Source organism: Streptomyces sp. NBC_01390, from assembly GCF_045040105.1.
Taxonomy (GTDB): domain Bacteria; phylum Actinomycetota; class Actinomycetes; order Streptomycetales; family Streptomycetaceae; genus Streptomyces.
In genome coordinates this window covers 7,190,111-7,215,337 of record NZ_CP109551.1, presented here as the reverse complement: position 1 = coordinate 7,215,337, position 25,227 = coordinate 7,190,111, and the positions used below count along the sequence as shown (strand labels likewise).

Sequence of the window (25,227 nt, the reverse complement as noted above, 5' to 3'; positions counted from 1 at the left end):
GCAGGTGCCGAGGGAGACCTTGCGCAGCTCGAAGTGCTGTGTTGGTAGTCGTGCCACTCTGCCGCGGTCGGCTCGCGGTATTCCTCCTGGGGACGTTCGGCTCGGCGCCGGCGAGTCGTCCCGTAGTCCGGTCAACGCCTCTCTGACAGTCCCCGCCTCACCCCGAGGCGGAGGTTTCGGGCCGCGGCCGTACCCGCGTTCATCCCGCCCAGACCACCGCCTGCACCTCCCCGTACGCGTGCAGCGCGTACGACCCCACGTCGCGGCCGACCCCGCTCCGCTTGAACCCCCCGAACGGTGCCTCCATGTTCCGGCCGACGGTGTTCACGCCCACGCCGCCCGCCCGGAGGCGCCGGGCGACCCGGAACGCTCGGGCCACGTCCGCCGACCAGACGTAGTCGATGAGGCCGTAGTCGGTGTCGTTCGCCAGGGTGATGCCCTCCTCCTCGTCGTCGAAGGGGATGACGGTCACCACCGGGCCGAAGATCTCCTCCCGGGCCACCCGCATGTCGTTCGTACAGTCGGCCAGCAGGGTCGGGGCTACATAGAACCCCCGGTCGTGCGAAGGTCGTTCGCCGCCAGCGACCACCACCGCGCCTTCCTTCCGGCCTAGTTCGACGTACGCCTCGACCCGGTCCCGGTGCGCGGCCGAGATCACCGGCCCGACCACCGTGCCCTCCGCGCGCGGGTCGCCCACCTTCAAGTGGCCTGCGTACGCCGCCAGTTGCTCCACCAGTCGGCCGTAGACACCCCGTTGCGCCAGCACCCGTGTCGGGGCCGTGCAGATCTGGCCGCTGTAGAACGAGAACGTCGTGCCGATGCCCGCGACCGCCGAGCGGATGTCCGCGTCGTCGAAGACGAGTGCCGCGCCCTTCCCGCCCAGCTCCATCAGCTGGCGTTTCATGCCACGGCCGCACACCTCGGCGATCCGATGGCCGACCGCCGTCGAGCCGGTGAAGCTGACCATGTCGACGTCCGGGGAGTCGACCACCGCCTCCCCCACCTCTGCCCGCGTCCCACTGATCACGTTCACGACACCTGGGGGCGCGCCCGCCTCCGCCAGCGCCTCCGCCATCCGGTACACCGACAGCGGGTCCTGCGGAGCGGGCTTCACGACGACCGTGTTGCCCATGGCCAGCGCCGGGGCGATCTTGCCGGCCGGGTTGGCCCAGGGGTTGTTGTACGAGGTGATGCAGGCGACCACGCCCACCGGCTGGCGTATGGCCAGCGCGCCCATCACCGCCGCCTTCCCGAACGGGCCCCCCTCGTTGACCTGTGGCGCGATCGCCCACTCGGCCGGCTCCACCGTCGCGTACCGGCGGAAACGGGCGGCGCCCACGCCCACCTGCATCCCGCGCGCGGTCCCCGTCGTGGCGCCGGTCTCCGCCTGGGCGAGCGCCGCGTACGGCACCAGGTTGCTCTGGATGATGTCCGCGGCGCGGGCCAGGACGGCGGCCCGTTCCTCCGGTGAGGTGCGCGACCACGGCCCGAAGGCCTCGCGGGCCGCCGCCGCGGCGGCGTGCGCCTGCTCCCGCGAGGCCTCCGGCGCCCACCCGACGACGTCCTCGGTCGCCGGGTCGATCACCTCGTAGTGCCCGTCGGCCGGTTCCACCCACGAGCCGCCGACGAACAGCCGCTGTACTTCGCCCACTTGCGGCTTGCCGCCGCCGTGCAGCCGCTGCCCGTACGTCACTTGGTGCTCACCGTCTCCGTGTCCCGGCCCGAGCGAAGCACCGTGCCGGGTACCGCACCCGTCACCGTGTCGTCCCGGATCGTCTCGACTCCGTTGACCCACACGGCCGTTATCCCGATCGCCTTCGAGTCGAGCCGTGGGCTGTCGCCCGGCAGATCGTGCACCAGGGTGGCCTTGTCGGCGGCGATCCGCTCCGGGTCGAAGAGGACCAGGTCCGCGTGGAAGCCCTCCTGGATACGCCCCCGCTCCCGCAGGCCGAACAGCCGCGCCGGGTCGTCGGTCAGCATCTGCACCGCCCGCTCCAGCGACACGAGCTTGCGTCCGCGCAGACAGTCGCCGAGGAAACGGGTGGTGTACGGGGCCCCGCACATCCGGTCCAGGTGCGCACCGGCGTCGGAGCCGCCGAGGAGTACGTCCTCGTGCCGCCAGGTCTCGGCGCGCAGCGCCCAGGACGCGGGGTCGTTGTCGGTCGGCATGGGCCACAGGACCGTACGCAGTTCGTCGGCGACGCAGATCTCGACGAGGCAGCTGAAGGCGTCCTGGCCGCGTTCGGCGGCGATGTCCTCCACCACCCTCCCGGTCAGGCCCTCGTTCGCCGCGCTGTAGGTGTCGCCGATGACATAGCGCCCGAAGTCGGTCAGCCGCCGGAAGACGCCCACGTCCTCGCTCTGCGAGAGACGGACCAGTTCCGCCCGCACGGCGGGGTCGCCGAGCCGGTCGATCCGTTCCGGGACGGGGAGGCCGAGAACCGGGCCCCAGCCGGGGATCAGGTTCAGCGCGCAGAAGGTGCCCAGCGACATGTTCATCGGCGTGAGGATGGGCATGGTGAGCGCGACGATCCGGCCACCGACCTTACGGGCACGGTCACTTGCCTCAAGCTGGCGGGGTACGCGGTCCGGTACGGCCGAGTCGATCGTGAGCACGTTCCAGTTGAGGGGGCGCCCGGCCGCCACGCTCATCTCGACGAACAGATCGATCTCGGCGTCGCTGAACTGGTCGAGGCAGCCCGCGACGATCGCCTCGATCTGGGTGCCCTCGTGCTCGCCGACCGCCCGGGAGAGGGCGATGAGTTCGGCGGGGAGCGCGTGCCGGGACGCGACCGGTTGGCCGTCACCGTCGGAGTGCGAGGACGACTGTGTGGTGGAGAGTCCCCAGGCGCCGGCGTCCATGGCCTCGTGCAACAGCCGCAGCATGTCCGCGAGTTGGTCCTCCGTCGGCTGGCCGCCTACCGCCTCCGGCCCCATGACGTACCGCCGCAGCGCGCAATGCCCCACCATGAACCCGGCGTTGACGGCGATCCGCCCCTCCAGCGCGTCGAGGTACTCCCCGAAGCCGCTCCAGTTCCAGGGCGCCCCCTCCTCCAGCGCGACCAGGGACATCCCCTCGACCTTGGACAGCATCCGCCGCGTGTAGTCGGCGTCGCCCGGCCGGTCCGGGTTCAACGGGGCAAGCGTGAAACCGCAGTTGCCGGCGGCGACCGTCGTGACCCCGTGATTGAGGGAGGGCGTCGCATACGGGTCCCAGAAGAGCTGGGCGTCGTAGTGCGTGTGCGGATCGACGAACCCGGGCGCGAGCACAAGCCCGGCCGCGTCCTCGACCGTCCGTGCCTCCTCGCGCACGTCCCCGATGACGACGATCCGCCCGTCCCGTATCCCCACATCAGCGACGTATGCGGGCGCGCCGGTCCCGTCAACGACCAAAGCGCCCTTGATCAGATGGTCAAGCACGGCTACACCTCTTCCCAAGGCCCGCAGGGACGCGCCCCTCTTTTAGGGGCGCGGGGAACTGCGCGAACAACCACGACGAACCCGCACCCGCCGACGGGACCCTCAAGCCACCCCCCGGAACCGCGAAGTCCGATGCACAGGATCCGTGTCGATCTTCGGAATCACATGTTCCCCGACCAGCCGAATCGTCTGCAGCGTGTCCTCCCTGGAGATCCCGATCGGCATCCCGAAGCTCAGCTGATCCGCCCCCGCCTGCTCCCACCGCTTGCACTGCGTCAGCACCTCGTCCGGGTCCCCGCAGATCAACAGCTCCTCGGCGATGAGGAGTTCGATGATCTCCTCGTTGAACTCGGGCAGCGTCTCCGGCCACACCGGGAACCCCTCGGGGCGCGGGAAGGTGTCGTGGTAGCGGAAGAGCAGCGACTGCAGATAGTGCAGCCCACCGCCCGCCGCGATCCGTACCGCCTCCGCGTGCGTCGGCGCGCAGATGGCCGTCGACGTCACCATCACGTTGTCGTTGACGTAGTCCCCGACCGGCTCGGCGTCCACGATCGCCGTCTTGTACTGCTCCAGCACCCACTCCATGTCGGAGACCTTCTGCACGCTGAAGCCGAGCACGCCGAGCCCCTTGCGGGCGGCCATGGCGTACGAGGGCGGCGAGCCGGCGGCGTACCACATCGCGGGGTGCGAGGGCCCGTACGGCTTGGGCAGGACCTTGCGCGGCGGCAGCGACCAGTGTTTGCCCTGGAAGCCGACGTACTCGTCCTGTGTCCACATCTTCGGGAACTCGGCGATCGTCTCCTCCCACAGCTCCTTGGTGTGGTTCATGTCGGTGATGCCGGGCATGAAGCCGAGGATCTCGTGGGACCCGGCGCCCCGGCCGGAGCCGAACTCGAAGCGGTTGCCGGTGAGATGGTCGAGCATGGCGACCTTCTCGGCCACCTTCACCGGGTGGTTGACCGGGGCGAGGGGGTTGAAGATGCCGGAGCCGAGGTGGATGCGCTCGGTGGCGTGGGCGAGGTAGCCGAGGTAGACGTCGCTGGCCGAGATGTGCGAGTACTCCTCCAGGAAGTGGTGCTCGGACACCCAGGCGTACTTGAAGTTCGACCTGTCCGCCTCGATGACGTACTCGGTCTCCTCCATCAGCGCCTTGTGCTCCGCGAGCGGATCGGTCTCGGCCCGCTTGCCCACGTATCCCTGTACAAAGAGCCCGAATTCCAAGGAGGTTCACCGTCCCCAGTAACCGTTCCCGACGTTTCCAACGTTTCTGACGCAGCGTCAGATTCGATGTCGACTGTTCCACCGGGGGCTTGGAGCGTCAATAGCTGACGGGTCGTCAACTCACGCGTGTGGCGGGGTGGGGTCGGCGTCTGACGCCGGGCTGCGGGCGATAGATTGCCCGCCGTGACTGAACTGGGACCCGTCGCCTGGCCGCCTGCCCCGATCAGGACCGACCGGCTCGTGCTCCGCGAGTCCGAGGCGCGGGACCGTGCGACGTTCATCGAGCTGCTTGCCTCGCCGGAGGTGCACACCTACCTCGGCGGCCCCCGGCCGCGTGCCGAGCTGGAGCGCGAGCTGCCCGGGGTGCCCGAGCGGTGGCCCGGGAGTTTCGTGGTCGAGCTCGACGGGGCGATGATCGGCCAGATCCTGCTAAGGAGAGCGACCGAGCACCGCAGTCCGGCCGCGAGGGGGAAGGCCGACCTCGGCTATCTGTTCCTGCCGGAGGCGTGGGGATTCGGGTACGCAGCCGAGGCGTGCGCGGCGGCGCTCGACTGGTTCGACGGCGCGCTTCCCGGCGAGCCGGTGGTGCTCACCACCCAGTCCGCCAACGCCGGCTCGATGCGCCTCGCCGCCAAGCTGGGGTTCACGGAGGTGGAGCGGTTCCAGGCCTGGGACGCCGAGCAGTGGCTCGGCCTGCGATCACCGGTCGCCACCGCACCGCCCGTCTGAACCGGCCGCCAGGGCCTCCACTTCCGCCTGGGGGGGGGCCGCCGACCTCGGAGCGGTCGGGACTCAGAAGGCACTCACCCCCGCCAGCCACCCCCCGTCGATCACGAACGGCTGCCCGGTGATGTACGACGAGTCCTCGGAGGACAGGAACAGCGCCAGGCGCGCCACCTCCTCCGGGCGCCCGATCCGGCCCAGCGGCACGAGCTTGCGGTACAGCTTGTCCAGGCCCTGCGCGGAACCCTCCGCGTCCGCCGCCGGGTCCAGCACCGCCGGGTTGGACATCGCGGTGTCGATCGCGCCCGGGCACATGGCGTTGACGCGTATCTTCCGGCGGGCCAGCTCCAGTGCGGCGACCCGGGTGAGCCCGAGGATGGCGTGCTTGCTCGCCGCGTACGCCCCGACCGCCGCCATCCCGGTCATCCCGGTGTACGAGGCCGTGTTGACGATCGTCCCACCGCCGGCGTCGGCGATGCGCGGCGCGACCGTCTTGATTCCGAGGAAGCAGCCGACCTGGTTGACCTGCACGACCTGCATGAACTCGTCGAGGGGTGTGTCGAGAAGGGTGTTGAAGCGCAGGATGCCGGCGTTGTTGACCAGCCCGTCGATCCGGCCGTACGCCCTCTCCGCAGCGGCGACCACAGCCTGCCAGCCCGCCTCCTCACGCACGTCGAGATGGACGTACAGCGCGCCCAACTCCTTTGCCAGCGCCTCTCCTTGGTCGTCCAGCACATCCGCTACGACCACCCGGGCGCCCTCCGCCACGAACAGCCGGGCCTCCTGCTCCCCCTGACCTCGTGCCGCGCCGGTGACGATGACGACCCGTCCGTCGAGCTTGCCCATGCGGAACCCCTTCGCATCGGTGGAGGTCAGCATCGTACCGCCGAGTCTGACGATGCGTCAGATGGTGGACCACCCGCATCCCAGGGCATCGAACGGTGCGCGACTGTGTGCGCGAGCACACACCAAGTAACCGGGGAGTAGGGATATTTGACCCTGTCGCGGATCCACGACCGACGCCAATAATCCTCCACGAACAGGTAAAGCGAAGACCAAGATTCCCCAGGGACGGAGCGACATGGCCAAGAGGCGCCTGAAGAACAAGAAGGTCCGGCTCGTGGCGGTCGGATCGGCGCTCGCGACCGGTGGCGCGATCATCGCCCTCCTTCCGTCGGCGAACGCGGCCGAGGAGAGGACACCGGAGCAGATCATCCAGATGTGCGAAAGGTCCGCGGTGGTCAACGGAAAACAGCGGTCGGTGGAAGATTTCGGAGGCGCCTTCGCCGACGGATTCCAGGCCGACAACTGCGACTACGTCGAGACGAATTTCCAGCCGTTCGACGGCCCCACCGAGAAGGCGTCCATCGACTTCCCGAACTGTGAGCCGAACGCCACCGAACCGGCGAAGGTTTCGATCACCTGGAAGGCCACCGTAGCCCAGGGATCGGGCAAATACACCGCGACCCAACAGGGCGCCGGTGGCGGTCTCTTCGGCTTTCTGAGCGGGTCCTGGCTCAAGCACAAGGGAACGACCGACATGACGGTCAAGTCCGTTACCGCCGGCGACACGGAGAACCGGGAAGTACCGGTCGGCAAGGTCCTGCACATGGAGTTCACGCCGAAGATGCAGCGCATGACCGGCGAATGGCGGGTGCGGATCGACGCCGACCCGGGAAGCTTCGCCGTGAACCCCTCACCGGAGAAGAACTTCGTCGCGTCGGAACTCGTCGAGGGGCCTGCGATCCTGCCGGGCGCCGCCGGGGCCGCAGGCATCGCGGACGGAACCGTCACGCCCGTCCTGACCGACTGCTGACCGACTGCCGACGCCGCCTTCCCATGTCCCGCGCTTCCCCACCTTCCCCCCGCATCTCCCCCCACCACGCCTCCATCCGGCCTCTCACCTGGCCATTCACCTGGCTGAACGCTCGTAACTCCCCCCAACCTCCTCCCCCTTCCTCGCAAGGAGACGCACGATGACCCGCACCGGCCGCAAAGGAAGTCACCGGAGCAAGAAGAAGCGCATCGTCATGGCCATGGCCCCGGTAGTGGCCGTCGCGGTGGCTGTTCCGCTGATGAACCAGGCGGGTGCCGCCACCCCCTCCGAAGTGACCAGGGACTGCGCGCAGAACTCCCCCAAACTGGACGACTGCGTGTTCGTCGACGTCCAGTTCAAGAGCAACAACCTGGGACCCAACCAGCGCGTTTCCACCATTACCGAGAACTGCGGTTCCACCAGCGCCCTGTCGAAGAGTTTCAGCGTGTCCGCGTCGGTGACCAGGTCCATCACCCTGGAGGACGGGTTCACCGCTTCCGCCGACTCCAAGCTGGGGAACTCGTTCTTCGAGATCGGCGCGAAGTTCAACACGACGGAACTCACCCTCAAGCGTGACGACACGGGAACCGGATTCGACTTCACCCGGACCGACACCGTGCAACCCAACCACATAGGGTTCTTCATGTGGTCGGAGAAGCGAACCGACGTGAGCGGATTCCTCAAGGCCACGTACAAGGACGAGCAGGACGGCCAGAAGGTGTTCTTCTCGCCCAGCGAGGGCGCCACCAGCGTGCACGTCTTCTATCCGCAGCTCCTGAAGAACGGAACGCCGGACGGCCGTCTCTGGCTGCGTAACGTCGAGTGCGGAACTCCCCAGGCCAACGGACTCCAGAACTCGGAGAACAGCGCCAGGGCGGAACCCGGATTCGGCGAAGGCGGCGAGAACGTCACCGACGTGGAAATCCCGGTGGCGGAGATTCCCGCGCCGTAGCGCGAACCGGGACGGGAATCAGTGAAAAGGGGCGGCGCCGGTTGTTCTCAGATGCGAACAGCCGGGGTCGCCCCCAGCCATCTGAGGACCGCGTCCGTACTCCCCCGGGCGTCGAGCTTGGCGTAGATGTTGCTGAGGTTGTTGCGGACCGTCTTCTCGCTCAACCGCAGCCGCAGCCCGATCTCCTGGGCGCCCAGGCCGGTCGACAGCAGTTCCATGATCTGCCGCTCGCGCGGCGAGAGCAGGCTCCGCAGCCGTTCCATCGCCACCCCGGCGACGGACACACCCCTCGTCCCCTCCACGGACACCTGCTGGGCCCCTTCCCGGAGGGCGGCGCAGGCGATCGGCGAGAGGTAGGTGTGCCCGACCGTGGCCGCCACGACCGCCGAGGAGAGCATGCAGGTGCAGTAGTCGCCCTCGACCAGATATCCGGCCCCGCCCCGGAACACCTCCACCACGGTCTCCGTGTCCCGCCGGGGACTGACGACGATCACCGGAACACTCAGGGGCCCCAACGCCCGCAGCAGTACCGGGAACTCGGTCGCCGGTTCCTCGCAGCGCAGGACGACCACGTCCACGGCGCCCTCCTCGCGCAGTTCACGGTAGGGCGGCTCCACGCGCAACGCCCGCCCCACGTGCCGGTCTTCGGGCTCCGGCCAGTCGCCGTGCGGCCACTTCCCCTCGGCGCAGGCGAGGGCGACGGTCAGCCTGGGCGGGGCCGCGGACGCGGATGCGGACCCGGTGGCGGAGACGGGTGTGGGCGCGGATGCAGAAGCGGGCGAAGACGGGGGTGAGGACGTGGGTGAGTTGAGGTCAACGAGCCGGGAGGTGCGCACCGTGCATGTCCTTCCGCCGGAGTCATGACGTCCGTACGTTCATACGTACGCGCCCAGGCGTGGACATGTTCAAAATTTCAAAGAGAACCGGTCAGGCTGTCAGACAGGTTTCCTTCCGGTTCCCGCTCCAGCAGCGGGCCGACCTTGTCGCCGAACTCCCTTATCTGGTCGGTGAGTTCAGTGAGACCTCGGCTTCGAAACCGGACCTGGATCTGGTCCACGCCCATCGCCCCGTACGCCCGTAGCGACTCGGCGAGCACCTCCGGCGGCCCGCTGAGCGTCCGCCGCCCGACATCCCACCCGGGCTCACCGACGTACAGCGGCTCGGTGATGGCCCCGATGGTGAACGGGCCCTGGACGGCGGCCTCTTCGCGTATCCGCCGGATCCGTGCGATCTGGTCCGGGAGACGGTCGCGCGGGTCGCCCTGCGGCAGCCAGCCGTCGCCCTTGAGCGCCGCCCGGCGTACGGCGGCGGGGGACGACCCGCCGACCCAGAGCGGTACGCGTTCCTGCGCGGGCCGTGGCCGCTGACCGAGGCCCTCGAAGTCGTACAACTTGCCGTGGTGTTCCGGGAATTCGTCCGGCCCGAGCGCGGCACGCAACGCGTCGATCGTCTCGTCGAGTACGGCACCCCGGCGCTCGAAGTCGACTCCGAGGACCTCGAACTCCTCCTGTACGTGCCCTGCCCCGACGCCCAGGATCAGGCGCCCGCCGGAGAGGTGGTCGAGGGTGGCGTACTGCTTGGCGGTGAGGAGGGGGTGGCGCAGGCCCACGACAGCCACGTGGCTGAGGAGTTGGACGCGTTCGGTGACGGCGGCGAGGTGGGCCAGGGTGGCGACGGGGTCGTACCAGACGGTGCTCATCGCGGGGGCGAGTCGGCGCGGGACGGCCACGTGGTCGCAGCTCGCGACGTAGGCGAAGCCGGCGCGGTCGGCGGCGCGGGCGATCTCGACAAGGTCGGCGGCACCGGCCGAGGTTTCCCACGGTTCGGTGTACAGGGTGGACTGGGACTGGATGGGGAGTTGTATGCCGTAGCGGAGGTGGGGGCGGAGGGGCTCGTTGGTGGGGGGCATGGACGGGCCCCTTTCTCTGACGGTCCGTCAACTGTCGTCGCCCTGGCCATCGTTATCCCTGACGAGCCGTCAGGCAAGGGGCCTGCGGTGAACGGCCTCTCTCAGCCTCCGGTCAGCAGGAACCGCAGGTACTTGCCTGTGCCCAGCGTGCCCCGGGTCTCCGTACGCGTGACCGCCAGTTCCGCCTCGACCCGGGCTCGTTCCGCCTCCGCGCCCGCCAACTGCTTCTGCCTATGGAGGAGTTCGGCTCGCTTGCGCTGGGTGTCCATGGCGCGCTGCTGGCGCTGCCCGGTGAGACGGGCGCGCTCGTCGGTGATCCTTCGCTGCAGGGCGGCCTTCTTCTGCAGGGCCTCGGCCTCCGCCCCTTTGATCTCCGCCTTGTGGGTCCGCCGGAGTGTGCCGATGTCGGCCTTGATCTGGGCCTTCGCCGCCGGGGGCACCGTGGTCGGAGCGGACGCCCTGGCCCGGTGTTCCAGGCCCTGCCGCCAGTCGCTGAGGGCGGTGGCGCGGGCCTCTCCGATGCCGGGCACCCGTATCCGCTGGCCGCCGGGACGCACCAGGTACACGACGGACGGGTTGTGCGAGAAGTCCACGCCGATGAAGTCGGCCGCGTTGCGGATGCCCGCGTCCTGGAGGGCCCGCACCATCTTGGCGCCCATGTTGCTGAGCGACCGCGTCTCCTCGATCGACGTCCTGCGCAGCCTGTCCTGGATGTGCGCCCTGATCGCCGGCTCCAGCGCCTTGTCGATCAGGCGCCGCTCCTTCGCGGCCAGCCCCGCCAGCTGCTGCTGGGCCTGGTCCGTACGCCGGTTGAGGTCCATGGTGATACGGGCCTGGCCGTCGCGCAGCTCGATCTGCAGGGCCTGGATGCGCTGGTCGGAGGCGGTGTTGTCCTTGGCGAGGGCGTCGTCGAGGACGCGGATCTCCTTCTCCAGGCGCTGATGGGCGCTCGCCGGGTCGGCCAGCTCACGGGAACGCCGCTTGAGGTCGCGCACCCGCTTCCGCGCCGCCCGGTACTCGGGGCGCCTGCGTCGGCCGAACCCGACCAGGGCGGCCGAGGTGAGCAGGGCCACGCCCTGTGCGGCGGGCAGGGCGTCCACCGGTTGGGCCGCGGCGAGGACGAGCACGCCCGGGACGGACGTACTGAGCAGCGCGCCGAGGCCCGCGAACACGTCACGGGGGCCGCGCTTGCCGAATGTGGCGAACCCGGCGCCCTGGGTGGCGGGTTGCTGGGCTTGAGTCGGCGCGGAGGCTGCCGATGTGGATGCCGATGCGGCAGCGGACGTCGGGGCCGAGCGTGACACCCGGCCCGCCATCCAGGCCGGGACCCCGGAGACGGGCACCCCCGACGCGGACGTGGATCCGGACCCGGACCCTGAACCGGACCCGGTCGGCGTCCAGGAGGTGACCGTGGGGCGGCTGCCGCTGAGACCGGTCACGTAACCGCCCGCGCCCCCACCCCCACCTCCACCCGCACCCGGCCCGGTTCCGGTCCCCTTGTTCGACCCCGCGCCCGGTGCCGAGCGTTGCCCCGGCAGCCGTACGGCGTCGGCGGTCAGCGGAGGCACGGCGGACGTCGGCCTGCCGAGGAAGCCCCGCACCCGGCCGGCCATGTCCCGGACCCGCTGGTCCGGGTGGCTCAGCAGAACCGGCCAGGCGAGGGAGGTCGCCGGTTCCTTGAAGTCGGCCTCGGAGAGGATCAGGAACTCCCCGTGCCTGTCGTGCAGTTGGGTCCACAGGCCGGGGTCCGTGGCGACGGCGAGGAGGGCCAGTTCGATGGTCCAGGCGGAGAAGCGGTCCATGGCGGGGCCGAAGTCGGCGGCCGTACGGGAGGGCGACTGGTAGTTGCGGTGGCCGTTCTCGGTCGCCTGCTCGCCGCGCAGGGCGGGGACGTACATGCCGTCGTAGTCGACGAGGCGGAAGGTCCCGTCGGCGGCCACGAGGAGGTTGCCGTGCTGGAGGTCGCCGTGGGCGATGCCGTTCCGCTCCAGGTCGGCGGTCATGGCCAGGAACCGGTCGGCGAGCGCGTGCAGGAGGGCCGGGTCGTTGAGGTTGCGTTCGATCCAGCTGATGAGCCCGGTGCCCTGGACCCAGGTCATCTTGACCGCCGGATACCACTCCCGCCCCACCAGTACGCCCTGTTCGAGGAAGTCGAACCCGACCGGCCACGGCTGGGACAGCCCGCCGCCGGAACCGGAACCACCGTTTCCGCCCAGTCCGCCGAGTGCCGAGCTGATGGCGGAGTAGCGCTTGCCGAGGGTCGCGCTGTCCCGGGTGAAGCACTTCAGGGCGTACCGCTGCCCGTTCCGCGCCGTGATGGAGAAGACGCTCGCGAAATTCCCGGAGATCGCCTTCGGGCCCAGTACCGGGTCCTGTTGGACCTTGCCGTCCTTCAAGTCGGGGTCGCTGAAGCACAGTTCGGGGTGCTGCAAGGCCTCCGCGTAGTTCGCTCCCGTCGGAAACCTCCGGGCCGAGCCGGTTCCGGGGGCACCGCCGGGGGACACCGCCATCTACGCCTCCGCTCCCAACCTCGCCCGGACGAGCGTCACGTCATCGTTGCGCATCCGGGCGCGCGCCCGCTGGTCGTCCACCCAGTCGGCGAAGTCCCGCCGGTCGAACGCGGCGAACGCCGGAAGATCCACCGACCGTTCGCCCTCGCCCTTGCAATTGCCCCCGCCCTCGGTCCCGGCAGCCCGGGAGAGCATCCAGGCGGCCAACGCGTCCGTGACCAGCAGGAGTTCGTCGCCGGGCAGCAACTCACCGGACGCCACCCGCATCCGCTTCGCGACCAGCCCCACGTCATGGTTGCGGCTGCCGAGCAGCTGCGGGGTGATCCCGAACTCCTCGACCGCGCTCAACGGAAAGGAGTCGAGGAGGCGTCCGTCGCGCAGCTGGAACAGACAGCTGTCGCCGAGGGCGAAGGAGTACCAGCACCAGCGGGTAGTTCCGTCGTCCAGGACGGTGGCCCGGATCTCGGCCCCCAGCACCGTGGCGAACGCGCCTTTTTCCAGGCCGGGTTGCTCGTACCAGGCGATGGGTCTGCCCTGGCCGGCGCGCTCGGCCTGGTAGCGGGTGAGGAAGGCGTCCCAGTGCAGTGCCGAACGCTCCATCAAGTCCCGTACGAACGTGCCGGGTTCCTGCCACCAGTCACCGGCGAGCCGCATCGACTCGACGGCGTCGCGGACCAGGAGCGTGGCCCAGTCGCGGGCGAGCAGGCTCTCCGAGGCGCCGTCGGACACCGAGGCGTAGAGGGACGCGGCAGCCCGTCCGGCGCTGTCGACTCCCGCCTCGCCGGACTGCCAGACGTACGCGGCGTCCTCGCACTCCTGCTCGCTGCTGCCCGACTTCTGCGTCCACAACCACTGCGCCCGCGGCAGCGCCGGGATGTCCCCCATGGTCAGCGCAGCTCCGTCGCACGGGTGCCGATGTCGAGGAACTCCACGATGGACACGATGTCGGCGTTGTAGACGAAGCCCCGGGTCGTCTCGCTGACGTGGTGGCCCTGCGAGGCGGCGTACGAGCGCATGTGGCTGGGCAGCACGCTGGACATCTGGAACAGCAACTTGGCGTATGTGTCCGGGAGTTGCTCCTCGCTGTCCGGGAAGGTGATGGGGGCGCCACCACTGCCGGAGACATGCAGGTTGAAGAGGAGGACCGGGCCGTCGGCGGTGGCGTGCGAGGCCAGGCCGATGGCGGCGCTGGTCGGGTCGCCGTCGGTGGACTCCCCGTCGGTGAGGTTGAGGACGATGGGCGGGAAGCCGCTGGGGTGCGCGTCGACCCAGTTGGACACGAGTTTGTCCGCGTAGTCGAGGGCGCGCGTCATCGGCGTGCCGCCGTTGGTCACCGGGTCCATCCACACCGGGAACTGCACGGACGTCTCGACCAGTCCGCCGGCGCCGTCCGGCACCTTCTTCGTACGACTCTCCACCCGCGCCGGGTTGTTGGCGACCTCGCCCAGCGGAACGAGGTCGCGGCCGGCGAGGACGCCCTGGTAGGCGGAGCCGACGTGCTGATGGCCGTAGCCGATCACGGCGACGTGGAAGTAGTCGCGTACGCCTTCCTCCTTGGCGCACTTGACCGACAGTTCCGTCAGCAGCCGGTTGATGGCGTTGGACACGACCTCGGCCCGCGGCTGTGTCGTCTCACCGCTCGCCATGGGATCGCTCATGGAGGCGGACTGGTCCACGAGGAAGATGAAGCACCCCGGGTTGGTCCGGCTGATCTCGGCGGTGTACGGCAACGGACGGCCCCCGTTTTCCCTGTGCTGCGATCCCTGCGGTCGCTGCGGACGCTAGGGGGACAGCGGTGATCGGCAGCACGCCTTCACAGTCCGACCACTTGGCCCCCCAAGGAAGTTCACGGTACCGGATGACCAGCGACGCTATGGGTTCTACGCCGTTTCTCCCGCTACGCCGTACTCCTCTCCCGCTACGCGGCAGTCCCCGGACGCCACAGCCCGTCCGGTGTCAGCCCCAGCAGGTCGATCGCGTTTCCTCGTACGATGCGCTCCACGACCTCCGGGTCCAGGTGCCCCATCTGCCGCTCGCCGACCTCCCGCGAGCCGGGCCAAGTGGAGTCGGAGTGGGGGTAGTCGGTCTCGTAGAGGACGTTTCCGACGCCGATCGAGTCGAGGTTCCGCAGCCCGAAGGCGTCGTCGAAGAAGCAGCCGTAGACGTGCTCGGCGAACAGTTCGGACGGCGGCCGGTGGACCTTGTCGGCGACTCCGCCCCAGCCCCGGTTCTCCTCCCAGACGACGTCCGCGCGCTCCAGGATGTAGGGGATCCAGCCGATCTGGCCCTCCGCGTACATGATCTTCAGCTGGGGGAAGCGTTCGAACTTGCCGCTCATCAGCCAGTCGACCATCGAGAAGCAGCAGTTGGCGAAGGTGATGGTGGAGCCGACGGCGGGCGGGGCGTCGGCGGAGGTGGACGGCATCCGGCTCGACGAGCCGATGTGCATCGCGATGACCGTCCCCGTCTCGGCGCAGGCGGCGAGGAACGGGTCCCAGTCGTCGCCGTGGACCGAGGGCAGCCCGAGGTGCGGGGGGATCTCGGAGAAGGCGACGGCGCGGACGCCCCGGGCGGCGTTGCGCCGGACCTCGGCGGCGGCCAACTCCGCGTCCCAGAGCGGAATCAGGGTTAGGGGTATGAGGCGCCCCTGGGCCTGCGGCCCGCACCACTCCTCCACCATCCAGTCGTTGTACGCGCGTACGCCGAGCAGCCCGAGCTCGTGGTCCTTGGCCTCGGTGAAGGTCTGGCCGCAGAAGCGCGGGAAGGTCGGGAAGCAGACGGCGGACTGGACGTGGTTGATGTCCATGTCGGCCAGTCGCTGCGGGACGTCGTAGGAACCGGGGCGCATCTGTTCGTAGGTGATGACCTCGAGTTTGATCTCGTCCCGGTCGTAGCCGACGGCGGTGTCGAGGCGGGTGAGGGGGCGCTGCAGGTTCTCGTAGATCCACCAGTCGCCGATCGGGCCGTCGTCGCCGGGCTCGCCCATGACGGGCTTGAACCGGCCGCCGAGGAAGGACATCTCCTTCAGGGGCGCCCGCACCACGCGCGGGCCGACGTCCAGGTACTTCTTCGGCAGCCGGTCCTGCCAGACATCGGGCGGCTCCACCGTGTGGTCGTCCACCGAGATGATCTTCGGAAAGGTGTCGGTCGTCTCCATAACAGGCACGGTAGCGCTGATCTGACGAACCGTCAGCTACGCGGTCACGCACCCCTTTCCGTGGAACCCTGTGTGGATACGGTGTGAGAACCCCGCAACACCTCCTGCACCAACCTGTGATCGCTGTCTCGACAGCTGACGCATACGCCGGAGACAAGGCAAACTGACGTCCTGGTCTTGATGTTCTGCAGGGAGCTGTGATGGGTGACACACCGGCTGTACCGCGAGTGCCGGCACAGCGGGATCCCAGGGACTTTCCGGTGGAATCCCTGACTGACTCCACGGCGGACTCGCCGGCGACGCTGCGCTTCGGCGTGCTCGGGCCGGTGCGGGCCTGGCGCGACGAGGCGCCCCTGCCCACCGGATCGCCGCAGCAACGGGCGCTGCTGGCCGCGCTGTTGTTGCGTGAGGGCCGGACGGCGACGGCGGCCGAGCTGATCGACGCGCTGTGGGGCGAGGACCCGCCGTCGCAGGCGCTGGCGGCGGTACGGACGTACGCGTCCCGGCTGCGGAAGGTACTGGGCGCCTGGGTGCTGGTGAGCGAGTCGGGCGGGTACGCGATCCGTTCCCTCGCCGAGGGCGCGCTGGATCTGACGGTGGCGCAGGAACTGGCCTCGGAGGCGGAGAAGTCCAGGAGCGCCGGGGATCTCTCCCACGCCCGAGAGGTCCTCAACCGGGCGCTGGAGCTGTGGGACGGCAGGCCGCTGGCAGGCGTTCCGGGGCCGTACGCGGACGCCCAGCGGGCCCGGTTGGAGGAGTGGCTCCTCCAACTCCTCGAATCGCGCCTCGACATGGACCTCGAACAGGGCTGCCACGCCGAGTCGGTCAGCGAGTTGACCGCCCTCACCGCCGAGCATCCTCTCCGTGAGCGGCTGCGCGAGCTGCTGATGCTGGCGCTGTACCGCAGCGGCAGACAGGCCGAGGCCCTGGCGGTGTACGCGGACACGCGCCGCCTCCTCGCCGACGAACTCGGTGTCGATCCCCGGCCCGGCCTCAAGGAGTTGCAGCAACGCATCCTCCAGGCGGACCCCGGACTCGCCGAGCCCTCCGCCCCGCTCGCTCCCGAACCCGCCCCCGCCCTCGTCCGCCCCGCCCAACTCCCGGCCACCGTCCCGGACTTCACGGGCCGCGCCGCCTTCGTATCGGAGCTGAGCAAGGTCCTGTCGTCCGCGTCGTCGGCGTCCTCGGAACAGGGCCGGGTGATGGCCGTGTCCGCCCTGGCCGGTATCGGGGGCGTGGGCAAGACGACCCTCGCCGTCCATGTCGCCCACCAGACCCGATCCGCCTTCCCCGACGGGCAGTTGTACATCGACCTCCAGGGCGCCGGTACGCAGGCCGCCGAGCCGGAGACGGTCCTCGGGGCGTTCCTGCGCGCCCTCGGCACGGCCGACTCGGCGATCCCGGACTCGCTGGAGGAACGCGCGGCCCTGTACCGCTCGGTGCTGGACGGCCGCCGGGTCCTGGTCCTGCTGGACAACGCCCGCGACGCCGCCCAGGTACGTCCGCTGCTGCCGGGCATGGAGGGCTGCGCGGCCCTGGTCACCTCCCGGGTACGGATGGTGGACCTGGCCGGCGCCCATCTCGTCGACCTGGACGTCATGTCCCCCGAGGAGGCCCTCCAGCTGTTCACGAAGATCGTGGGCGAGGAGAGGGTCGCCGCCGAACGCAAGGCCGCCCTGGACGTGGTGGCGGCCTGCGGTTTCCTGCCGCTGGCGATCAGGATCGCGGCGTCCCGGCTGGCCGCGCGCAGAACGTGGACGGTGTCCGTCCTCGCCGAGAAACTGGGCGACGAACGCCGCCGCCTGGACGAGCTGCAGGCCGGCGACCTCGCGGTGAAGGCGACCTTCGAGCTCGGCTACGGCGCCCTCGACGGCCAACAGGCCCGCGCGTTCCGCTTGTTGGGGCTGGCCGACGGCCCGGACATCTCACTCGCGGCGGCGGCGGCCGTACTGGGACTGCCGGTCGACGAGGCGGAGGAGGTCCTGGAGTCCCTGGTGGACACCTCACTGCTGGAATCGGCGGCGCCGGGCCGCTACCGCTACCACGACCTCGTACGACTCTACGCGCGTTCCTGCGCCGAGCGGGACGAACACCCGCCCGGCGAACGGGAGTCGGCGATGTCCCGGCTGCTCGACTTCTACCTCGCGACGGTCGCCGCGACCTACCGCGTGCAGCGCCCCGAGGACAGGCTCGTCGACCACCTGGAGCACGCGGAGTATCCGGGGCTGACGTTCGCCGACAGCCACGCCGCGCAGGACTGGGTACACGCGGAGGCGGTGTGCGTACTGGCCTGCGTCCGGCAGTCCGCGACCCGCCCGAACATGCTGCGCCGGGCCGCCGACGTGCTCTGGGTGGCGGTGGAACTGGCCGAGTCCGGCACCAACTCCAAGGAGTACGAGGCGGTCGCGGCGATCGTGCGGGACGCGGCGCGGGCCGCTGGATGCCAGCGCACCGAGGCACGAGCCCTCACCACCCTGGCCTTCGTGCACCACGTCTCCGGAAGCCTGTTCGACGCGGCCGTCCAGGAATCGGAACGGGCCACGGAGCTGGCGCTCGCGGCCGACGACCAGTACACCGCCTGCTGGTCGTCCAACATCAGCGGAGTCGTCGCCCTCTACCAGAGCCGGCACGACGCGGGCGAGGCCCACTTCACCCGCGCCATCGAGAGCTACCGCGCCTTCGCCGACCACCCCGGCGAGGCGAGCGCCCTGTGCAACCTGTCCCGCATCCACCTCGCCACCGGCCGCACCGACAGCGCGGTCGCCCTCGCCAAACAGGGCACGGCGATGTACGACGCGATGGGCCATACCGTACGAGGGGCCAACGGCCGCTACGCGCTCGGCCTGGCGCTCACCCAGAGCGGCCAGTTGACGGAGGCCGCCGACCATCTCGACGAAGCGCTGCGGGTGTTCAGGGACAGCAGACAGCGCCTGTGGGAGGGCATGACCCTGTTCCGCCTCGCCGAGGTCGACCTCGCGGCGACCCGCTCGGCACGCGCGGCGGCCAACGCCGAGCAGGCCCTGACGGTGCTGCGCGGCATCGGCGGCGAGTGGCGGCGCGGCAACGTCCTCACGGTCCTCGGCCGCGCCCTGCACGGCATAGGCCAGCTGGACCGCGCCCAGGTGTGCTGGCAGGACGCGCTCGGCATCTTCGAGTCGCTGGGGGCGCCGGAGGCGGACGCGGTACGGGGGTTGCTGGGGCAGGCGACGCGTGCGACCTGCTGAGGGTTGCCCGGCGCGGCCGCGGACGATCGGCGTTCATCATTCGTTTATCGCGGTCCGGCAGGCTCGTCCCTGTCGAGCCGTCGCGTCGGGGGGCAGGCGGAACGACAGGGGGCCGGACCTCTTATGGTGAACCGGCCCAGGGCCCGCCCCGCAGTCCGCGGGGGAGTCGCGGGGTGGGCCCTCATTTCCACCGGTCACCATTCAGGGGAGACAGCAAGATGAGCGACACCGTCAAGCCGAACGACGTCCACGCGACGAGCGAGCCGGCCACCGCCACCACTCTGAGCGACGTCCACGCGACGACCGAACCGGCCAAGAAGACCAAGGCCACGGCGACGATCCTGGGCGACGTCCACGCCACGACCGAACCGGTCACCGCCAGCCCGAACGACGTCCACGCGACGGACGAGACGGCCTGAGCCAGACGTACACCTGCACACGGGGAACGACCGCGGCGGCGCGGAGGGGGAGCCGCCGCGGTCGTGGTGTGTCCGAGGGAGGACCCGGCTGTCCATCCGGCCCCTGGAAGGCTGGAAGGCCGGGGTATGCGGCGACGGCTCAGTGTTTTCCGGACGAGACGGTGGCGTTCGCGGGCGCCGACTTGGCTTTCGCGGGCGCGGACTTGGCGTTCGCCCGCTTGGCCTTGGCGCCCGCGACCTCGTCCGTGACCTCGGTGACGAATCCGGAGCCGTCAGTGCACTGCTCGGCCTTCTCGGCCGCGGTCATCTTCCGGGCTGCCCAGGTGACGGTGCCGTGCTTCTCGGGTGTGGGGCCGGTGGCGGTGAAGTCGTCGACGTACCAGAGCCGGTGGCCCCACTTGGGGTCGTCGTACTTCACCTCGAGGGTGCCGCCCGAAGTCTGCATTTTGGTGTTCCGGTTGATCCAGCCCACCTGTCCCGCCGGGACGGTGATGGGAGTCTCGTCGATGGCGGTGTTCTGCCAGTTCCACTCATGCCCGTAGGCGATCTTGAAGCTGTAGCTGAACTCCGACCCCAGGACGGAATTTCCTATCTTGTAGCTGGCTCCCAACTCCACTTCCAGCGAGTTCTTCCCACCGGTGGCGTCCCACCAGGCGATCTTCGTCTGCTGCGGGACGGTGGTGCAGTTGTACCCCCGCGCCACCTCATGGGTCCCGCTGAAGCCGTAGCGGACATCACCCTTCTGCTCGAACTTGCAGGTCGCCACCTTTTCGTCGCAGTCCTTCACCAACTGCTCGACGCTGGGGGACTCCGCGTAGGTGAACCGCATGGAGCTGGCCAGGTTGTCCAGGCCGTCGCGCACGAAGGTCTGTCGGCCGATCTGCCAGTTGCTGTGGTCGCCGTTCAGATCCGGGTCCGAGAAGAGCGCGGCCTGACAGTCGTTGAAGGTCTCGTAGGAACTGACGGCGTCGTCGAACCCCTCCGGCATCGAGGAGATCTGAAAGCCGTCGTTCTCCGGACTGCACTTGGTCTCGGCGGTGAAGCTCATGGACGCGCCTTTGAGATCGTTGTCCAGGTACACGGTGCCGACGACGAACGGCTGGTCGCCATCGGCGGCGGTGGTACCGGCGGCGTTGATCTTCGCTTTGAAGCCGGGGCTGCCCGCGGCGTCGCTCACGTTCGCGGGTGCGTCCTTGACCACACCTCCGGTGGCCGCGGCGATGGCCGCCCGGTAGGTGGTGAAGCATTTCACCGGGCCGCCGGAAACGTCGCTGGTGCAGTGGGAACCACTGCCTTGTTCGCTGTCGGGCATCTCCGCCATGGCGGCGACAGGAATGGCCAGGGCCAGTAGGCCGCTGGCTGCGGCGCCCGCCATCATGGCCTTCTTGGCGCGGCGGTTCAGCCGGTGCTTCATCTGTGCTGGTTCCTCTCCTGGGGGGATGGGCATCTACCGGCTGTCACGACAGGTGAATCGCCGCGTACAGCACGCCCCGGGCAAGAAGCGGACGTCTCGGTGAGTGATCCGTTGACGAAACGGGTGACGCCGTCCGTAGCCGGTGCGCGTCAAAGAGACTCCGCTCGTCCTTTGCCTCTCGGAGATACTGCCTGGGTAAGGAGACGGGTCGACAGAGTCAAATATCCCTACTCGCCAGTCACATCACCTATTCGCCAGCCTTTGGCCGGATGGTCTCCCGCAGGCACGCACAGCAGTGCCCGGACCGCCCTGGGAGCGCTGACACAGATCGTTCCGAAAAGCGCCGCCGCCCACCCGCTCACGGCATCCGCAAGGTCCCTCCCCTTGCCTCCGCCGGCGTCCTCCGCAACTCCCCCTTGACCCGCGTCACGTTGAAGCCCCGGACCAGCACCTCCCCGGGCTCGCCCACCGGCGCCTCAACCCGCACCCCGACGCCCGGGACGTGCCGCCCGCAGTCTTCCCGCCGTTGCGCCTCCGCCACCGCCAACTCCTCCCCGGTGACCGGCCGCCCCTCCCCCTCCGTCCACGCCACCAGCTTCCCGAGCCGCGCCCGCTCCCGGCACCGCTCCATGGCCAGCGGGAACCCATTGCCCGCCAACTCGCACCACACCGTCTTGCCCAGGGCCCCCACCTCGACACCCCACCGCACAGCAAGAGCACCCAGCAGAGCCAGCCCGCGCCCCGACTCGCTGTCTCCGACAGCACTGAGCAGCACGGGAAGCGCTCGCGGGTCGGGGTCACGCACCTCCACCCGGACCCGGGCGGTGTCCACACACGCCACCCGTACGGACACGGGCGTCCCCTCCCCCACATGCCGGATGACGTTGCCGACCAACTCGGTCACACACAACTGGATGTCCGCTTCCACACCCCCGTGCGCCGCCCCTCCGAACCACGCCCGCAGCGCGCGCCGCAGCTCCGGCACGGCCTTGGCGACAGCCACCAGTTCGGTACGGAAGTCCGTCACCGTCGTCTTCACCGCTCGGCCGCGTTCCGCAGCACGGCGGCCGGCTTCCGCGCTGTGGCCGCGTTGCAGCCGCCCAGCGCGACGAGCCCTCTCGACGGCTCGTAACTGCCCGCGAAACCCGCCAGATCGATCCGCAGGGACGGCAAGGTGATGCCATGCGCGTGGAGGGCGTCGCGGAGTTCCTCGACGCAAAGGGTGACGTCGGAGTCGGTGGGGTTCGGTTGCATCGGTTCCATTGCTGGGACCTCCCTGTTCAGCGCACATTCCAGTGCGCTCTGTGACGATTCCCTCACAGAGTGGCGTGACGGTGCGTACCGTGGAAGGGATTCAGGTTGCACAACGCAAATGAAAAGAGAGGGTGATGAGTTGTGCCCGTACGCAAGGATCCCGACGCGTCCGCGAACGTCCCGTCCTTCTACGGCGCCGAGTTGCGCTTCCGAAGGGAGCTGGCGGGCCTGACCCTGGAACAGTTGGTCGAGGGAAGCTGGCGCAGCGTGTCATTCCTGAGCCAGGTCGAGCGCGGCGAACGCCGGATGACGGACGACCTGGCCAAACACGTCGACCAGAAGCTGGGTACGGACGGCTTTCTCGTCCGGCGCTGTGAAGACGCGCGCAGGGCGAAGCAGTCGGGGCATGCGGAGTACTTCGCGGACGTGGCGGAGATGGAGCAGCACGCGGAGTCGATCGAGGAGTGGGCGCCAATGCTGGTGCCGGGCCTGCTCCAGACCAGGGAGTACGCCAAGAAAGTCATCGAGACCGGGATGCCCTGGCTACGCCCGGACACGGTCGAAAAGCAGGTCAAGGCTCGGATGGAACGCGCCAAGCTTTGGACACGCGAGGAGCCTCCCGCGTTCTGGGCCATCCTCCACGAGTCGCTGATCCGTGAACCGCTCCTGCCCCCCAAGGAGATGGCAGAGCAACTGGACCACATCGCTCACCTGATTCGTTCGACGCAGGGCATTCTGCAGATCCTGCCGAAAACGAGCGTTGCCCACCCGCTCATGATGGGCATGATCAAACTAATGACCTTCCCGGACGCTCCCCCGATCGTCTACACCGAGGGACTGCACAGCGGCCAACTGATCGACTATCCACAACTACCGCAGGTCGTACGATCTGCTCAGGGCCGCGGCACTCCCACCGGAAGCGTCCCTGTCCATGATCGAGCAAGCGGCAGAGGACTACCGAAATGGCAAGCATCCAGCGTGACTTGAGCACCGCAGTGTGGCGCAAGAGCAGCTACAGCAATGCCAGCGGCGGGGACTGTGTCGAAGTGTCCTCCGCCCCCGGAGTCATCCCCGTACGCGACTCCAAAACCGCCCCCCACAACGGCCCCGTACTCCTCTTCCAGGCCGGGGCCTGGGCAGCCTTCCTCACCGAGATGAAGGACTGACCGCACGGCACCCCGGCTGAGAAGCTTTCCCCATGAGCACACCACCAGACGGATTGCCCGTCTACCGCGTCGTGACCGGCCCGGACGACGCCGCCTTCTGCCACCGGGTGAGCGAGGCGATCGCCCTCGGCTACGCGCTGCACGAAGGCCCTGCCATCACCTTCAACGGCGAGAACGTCATCGTCGCCCAGGCCCTGGTCTGGCGGGCGTTGCCGTAGGGGCCGGTGGTGACCACGCCGGCGGCGGCCGTATGCACGGACGGTAAGCCGACCTTATGATCGCTCCGCCCCGGCGTCCGCTGCGGCCGCATACGCCTCCGAGACAGGCCACGGACGATGACAAGTACCACCCGCAAAGCTCCCTGGCTCCTTGCCCGCTCCGCCCAGGCGGCTATAGCAGCGGCCACCGTGGTGGACATGTTCCGGGCGGTGGCGGTCCGGGATCAGCACCTGCACCGCACTGATGCGTCCCTGCACAGGTCGGGCTTCGTTTCCATGGTCTTCCTCTATCTGATGACTGCCGCGATCGTCCTGTTCCTCGCGTGGCTCGCCCGGTCCCGGCGCAACGCCCAGGAGCTGTCCCCTCAGGCCTCGGTGCCGAGTCGGGGCTGGACGATCGGCGCGTGGTTCGTACCGGTGGCCAACCTCTTTGTCCCTCGCCGGCTCGTCCTCGACATCGGGCGCGCGAGCTCCCCGTCGTGGGAGCAGAAGCGGGACACCGCACGGGTCAACCTGTGGTGGGGCGCCTGGATCACCCACGCGCTGGTCCTGACGACAGTGGGCCAGACGGCCCCGGGGTCGATGCCCGTCCTCGTGGTGACAGAGGCGCTCATGCTCGCGTCGGCCGTGCTGCTGGCGCTCGTCATCGAACGCATCACCGCGCTGCAAAACTCCGCGCTCGGCGCCGCCGTTCCGGTCACGCCTCTCCCGGCGTGAGGCAGCTCCTTCAGCTTGTGTCCGTCACACAGCCCAGGACTTGAGCAACTCGGCAACGCTGCGGACCGTGCAGTTCTCCCTCTTCAGCTCGTTCGCGAGTGCGGACACCCGCTGCTGATCGAGCTTCGACGGAACCCCGGAAGCGACCAGATACGCGTGGGCAGCCGCGACGGCCACTTTGAGATTCGACCGCTCCAGCCAGCGCATACGGCCGAGGGTGTGCGCGAGTGCCGCAGCCTTGGCGTACGGCCCCTGGTAGACCTCGTGCCCGACGAGCACCGCTCGCTGCCGCTCGACGGCCGCGAGGGGAACGCCGTAGTCGTCGACGGCCGGGTCACTCTGACCTGCGCGCTGCGCGACCTGCAGGATCCATGCGAGGTCGACACTGACATTCACGTACGGGACTCCCCCTGCTCCCCCTCGATCTCGTCAAGGAGATCGCCGTACTCATCCAGCACTTCCTGGGCAGCCGCCATGAACACGGCACGCACCTGCTCGTTGTCGTTCCGAATGAGCTGCTCGACGTACTCGTTGACCGGTATACGCCTGGTCTCCGCCGCCTGCCGGGCCATCTCGGCGGTGTCGTCGTCCATGCGGATGTTGATCTGCGTCTTGGCCATAGAAGAGAAGGTATCACGTGATACCAGGCATTCTGCGACTTCAACGGTCCCTTTGGTCTTCAGTGCATGGGGGAATGGATGACGGAGTCGACGGTGATGGTCAGCAGGAGCCGGGTCTGGCCCGGGCCGCCGTACGAGGCGTAGGAGTGGCCTGTGTACTTCTGTGCGAGGTGTTCGATGCTCTCGGCGGCGCCGTCGGTCGTGGCGCTGGTGACGCGTCCCCGTACGGAGAAGTAGCGGGAGGTGTCATCGGGGTCGGCGATGCTGACGGCCACACGGGGGTCGCGTTGAACGTTTCTGGTTTTGCGGTAGCCCTCGACGGTGTTGATGAGGATGTGTTCACCATCGGTGTCGACCCAGGTCTGGGTTAGCTGAGGCGAGCCGTCCGGCATGGTGGTGGCGATGAAGCAGGGGCTGGGCCGGTTCAGCAGTTTGAGGAGTTCGTCGGGCAGGGGTGTCATGAGGTATCGCCCTTCCTGGGGGAAGC

The 25,227-nt window shown here is 69.2% G+C and carries 24 protein-coding genes and 1 pseudogene; 9 read left to right on the top strand and 16 right to left on the bottom strand.

The features are described from left to right. Window positions 1-199: 199 nt before the first annotated feature. The 3 genes from OG241_RS32565 to OG241_RS32555 all read right to left on the bottom strand — a co-directional run bounded on the left by OG241_RS32565 (window position 200) and on the right by OG241_RS32555 (window position 4,641). Window positions 200-1,693, bottom strand: coding sequence for an aldehyde dehydrogenase family protein (locus OG241_RS32565; protein ID WP_405820368.1), 1,494 nt, complete (start codon window positions 1,691-1,693; stop codon window positions 200-202). Continuing rightward, a complete protein-coding gene (locus OG241_RS32560) occupies window positions 1,690-3,420 on the bottom strand; it encodes an amidohydrolase family protein (protein ID WP_405820367.1) in 1,731 nt (576 codons plus the stop codon). The genes OG241_RS32565 and OG241_RS32560 overlap by 4 nt, the downstream gene beginning before the upstream one ends. A 102-nt stretch (window positions 3,421-3,522) precedes the next feature. Next, window positions 3,523-4,641 (bottom strand): LLM class flavin-dependent oxidoreductase, encoded by a 1,119-nt coding sequence (locus OG241_RS32555; protein ID WP_405820365.1) that lies wholly within the window; start codon window positions 4,639-4,641, stop codon window positions 3,523-3,525. A 183-nt stretch (window positions 4,642-4,824) separates the two neighbouring features. On the opposite strand from OG241_RS32555, the gene OG241_RS32550 reads away from it, so the two are divergent. Next, window positions 4,825-5,370: a GNAT family N-acetyltransferase gene (locus OG241_RS32550; RefSeq protein WP_405820363.1), complete on the top strand. Its 546-nt coding sequence runs from the start codon at window positions 4,825-4,827 to the stop codon at window positions 5,368-5,370. 63 nt (window positions 5,371-5,433) lie between these two features. Here OG241_RS32550 and OG241_RS32545 read toward each other — a convergent pair whose 3' ends face one another. Further along, window positions 5,434-6,210, bottom strand: coding sequence for an SDR family NAD(P)-dependent oxidoreductase (locus OG241_RS32545; RefSeq protein ID WP_405820361.1), 777 nt, complete (start codon window positions 6,208-6,210; stop codon window positions 5,434-5,436). Window positions 6,211-6,445: 235 nt separating this feature from the next. On the opposite strand from OG241_RS32545, the gene OG241_RS32540 reads away from it, so the two are divergent. Together OG241_RS32540 and OG241_RS32535 are read left to right on the top strand one after the other, a co-directional pair. Continuing rightward, complete coding sequence (locus tag OG241_RS32540) at window positions 6,446-7,180, top strand: hypothetical protein (RefSeq protein WP_405820359.1); 735 nt, start codon at window positions 6,446-6,448, stop codon at window positions 7,178-7,180. 160 nt (window positions 7,181-7,340) lie between these two features. Then, window positions 7,341-8,132 carry a hypothetical protein gene (locus tag OG241_RS32535; RefSeq protein WP_405820358.1) on the top strand — a complete coding sequence of 264 codons (792 nt, stop codon included), beginning with the start codon at window positions 7,341-7,343 and terminating at the stop codon, window positions 8,130-8,132. Window positions 8,133-8,179: 47 nt separating this feature from the next. Here OG241_RS32535 and OG241_RS32530 read toward each other — a convergent pair whose 3' ends face one another. From OG241_RS32530 to OG241_RS32505, 6 genes are all read right to left on the bottom strand, one after another. After that, complete coding sequence (locus tag OG241_RS32530) at window positions 8,180-8,968, bottom strand: response regulator transcription factor (RefSeq protein ID WP_405820356.1); 789 nt, start codon at window positions 8,966-8,968, stop codon at window positions 8,180-8,182. Window positions 8,969-9,045: 77 nt separating this feature from the next. Then, on the bottom strand, window positions 9,046-10,041 hold the full coding sequence (locus tag OG241_RS32525) for an LLM class F420-dependent oxidoreductase (protein WP_405820354.1): 996 nt from the start codon (window positions 10,039-10,041) through the stop codon (window positions 9,046-9,048). A 101-nt stretch (window positions 10,042-10,142) separates the two neighbouring features. Next, window positions 10,143-12,551, bottom strand: a complete 2,409-nt coding sequence (locus OG241_RS32520; RefSeq protein ID WP_405820352.1) for a hypothetical protein — start codon at window positions 12,549-12,551, stop codon at window positions 10,143-10,145. Next, the gene (locus tag OG241_RS32515) at window positions 12,552-13,436 is read right to left on the bottom strand and encodes a hypothetical protein (protein ID WP_405820350.1); all 885 of its coding nucleotides are present in this window, start codon (window positions 13,434-13,436) and stop codon (window positions 12,552-12,554) included. It lies immediately after the preceding gene. Between the two features lie 2 nt (window positions 13,437-13,438). Beyond that, window positions 13,439-14,281, bottom strand: coding sequence for a vWA domain-containing protein (locus OG241_RS32510; RefSeq protein ID WP_405820348.1), 843 nt, complete (start codon window positions 14,279-14,281; stop codon window positions 13,439-13,441). A 188-nt stretch (window positions 14,282-14,469) separates the two neighbouring features. Next, complete coding sequence (locus tag OG241_RS32505) at window positions 14,470-15,708, bottom strand: amidohydrolase family protein (protein WP_405820346.1); 1,239 nt, start codon at window positions 15,706-15,708, stop codon at window positions 14,470-14,472. Window positions 15,709-15,908: 200 nt separating this feature from the next. On the opposite strand from OG241_RS32505, the gene OG241_RS32500 reads away from it, so the two are divergent. Next, complete coding sequence (locus OG241_RS32500) at window positions 15,909-18,932, top strand: BTAD domain-containing putative transcriptional regulator (protein WP_405820345.1); 3,024 nt, start codon at window positions 15,909-15,911, stop codon at window positions 18,930-18,932. 218 nt (window positions 18,933-19,150) lie between these two features. Further along, complete coding sequence (locus OG241_RS32495) at window positions 19,151-19,351, top strand: hypothetical protein (RefSeq protein WP_405820343.1); 201 nt, start codon at window positions 19,151-19,153, stop codon at window positions 19,349-19,351. 139 nt (window positions 19,352-19,490) lie between these two features. On the opposite strand, the gene OG241_RS32490 is transcribed toward OG241_RS32495, so the two are convergent. From OG241_RS32490 to OG241_RS32480, 3 genes are all read right to left on the bottom strand, one after another. Next, window positions 19,491-20,765, bottom strand: coding sequence for a hypothetical protein (locus OG241_RS32490; protein WP_405820341.1), 1,275 nt, complete (start codon window positions 20,763-20,765; stop codon window positions 19,491-19,493). Window positions 20,766-21,123: 358 nt separating this feature from the next. Continuing rightward, on the bottom strand, window positions 21,124-21,804 hold the full coding sequence (locus OG241_RS32485) for an ATP-binding protein (protein ID WP_405820339.1): 681 nt from the start codon (window positions 21,802-21,804) through the stop codon (window positions 21,124-21,126). Further along, window positions 21,801-22,028, bottom strand: a complete 228-nt coding sequence (locus tag OG241_RS32480) for a hypothetical protein (protein WP_405820338.1) — start codon at window positions 22,026-22,028, stop codon at window positions 21,801-21,803. Before OG241_RS32480 ends, OG241_RS32485 begins: the two co-directional genes overlap by 4 nt. A gap of 132 nt (window positions 22,029-22,160) precedes the next feature. Between OG241_RS32480 and OG241_RS32475 the strand changes: the two are divergent. From OG241_RS32475 to OG241_RS32460, 4 genes and pseudogenes are all read left to right on the top strand, one after another. Continuing rightward, window positions 22,161-23,001, top strand: a pseudogene (locus OG241_RS32475) (helix-turn-helix domain-containing protein). Continuing rightward, window positions 22,982-23,185 (top strand): DUF397 domain-containing protein, encoded by a 204-nt coding sequence (locus tag OG241_RS32470; protein WP_405820336.1) that lies wholly within the window; start codon window positions 22,982-22,984, stop codon window positions 23,183-23,185. Before OG241_RS32475 ends, OG241_RS32470 begins: the two are co-directional and overlap by 20 nt. A gap of 32 nt (window positions 23,186-23,217) precedes the next feature. Then, the gene (locus OG241_RS32465; protein WP_405820335.1) at window positions 23,218-23,403 is read left to right on the top strand and encodes a DUF1737 domain-containing protein; all 186 of its coding nucleotides are present in this window, start codon (window positions 23,218-23,220) and stop codon (window positions 23,401-23,403) included. Between the two features lie 198 nt (window positions 23,404-23,601). Beyond that, the gene (locus OG241_RS32460) at window positions 23,602-24,120 is read left to right on the top strand and encodes a DUF4328 domain-containing protein (RefSeq protein ID WP_405820333.1); all 519 of its coding nucleotides are present in this window, start codon (window positions 23,602-23,604) and stop codon (window positions 24,118-24,120) included. A 24-nt stretch (window positions 24,121-24,144) separates the two neighbouring features. Here OG241_RS32460 and OG241_RS32455 read toward each other — a convergent pair whose 3' ends face one another. From OG241_RS32455 to OG241_RS32445, 3 genes are read right to left on the bottom strand one after another with little or no spacing between them, the layout of a single operon-like run. After that, on the bottom strand, window positions 24,145-24,516 hold the full coding sequence (locus tag OG241_RS32455; protein ID WP_405820332.1) for a fic family toxin-antitoxin system, toxin component: 372 nt from the start codon (window positions 24,514-24,516) through the stop codon (window positions 24,145-24,147). Beyond that, complete coding sequence (locus OG241_RS32450; protein ID WP_405820330.1) at window positions 24,513-24,740, bottom strand: hypothetical protein; 228 nt, start codon at window positions 24,738-24,740, stop codon at window positions 24,513-24,515. The genes OG241_RS32455 and OG241_RS32450 overlap by 4 nt, the downstream gene beginning before the upstream one ends. Before the next feature lie 59 nt (window positions 24,741-24,799). Continuing rightward, on the bottom strand, window positions 24,800-25,201 hold the full coding sequence (locus OG241_RS32445; RefSeq protein WP_405820329.1) for a PPOX class F420-dependent oxidoreductase: 402 nt from the start codon (window positions 25,199-25,201) through the stop codon (window positions 24,800-24,802). Window positions 25,202-25,227 lie beyond the last annotated feature (26 nt).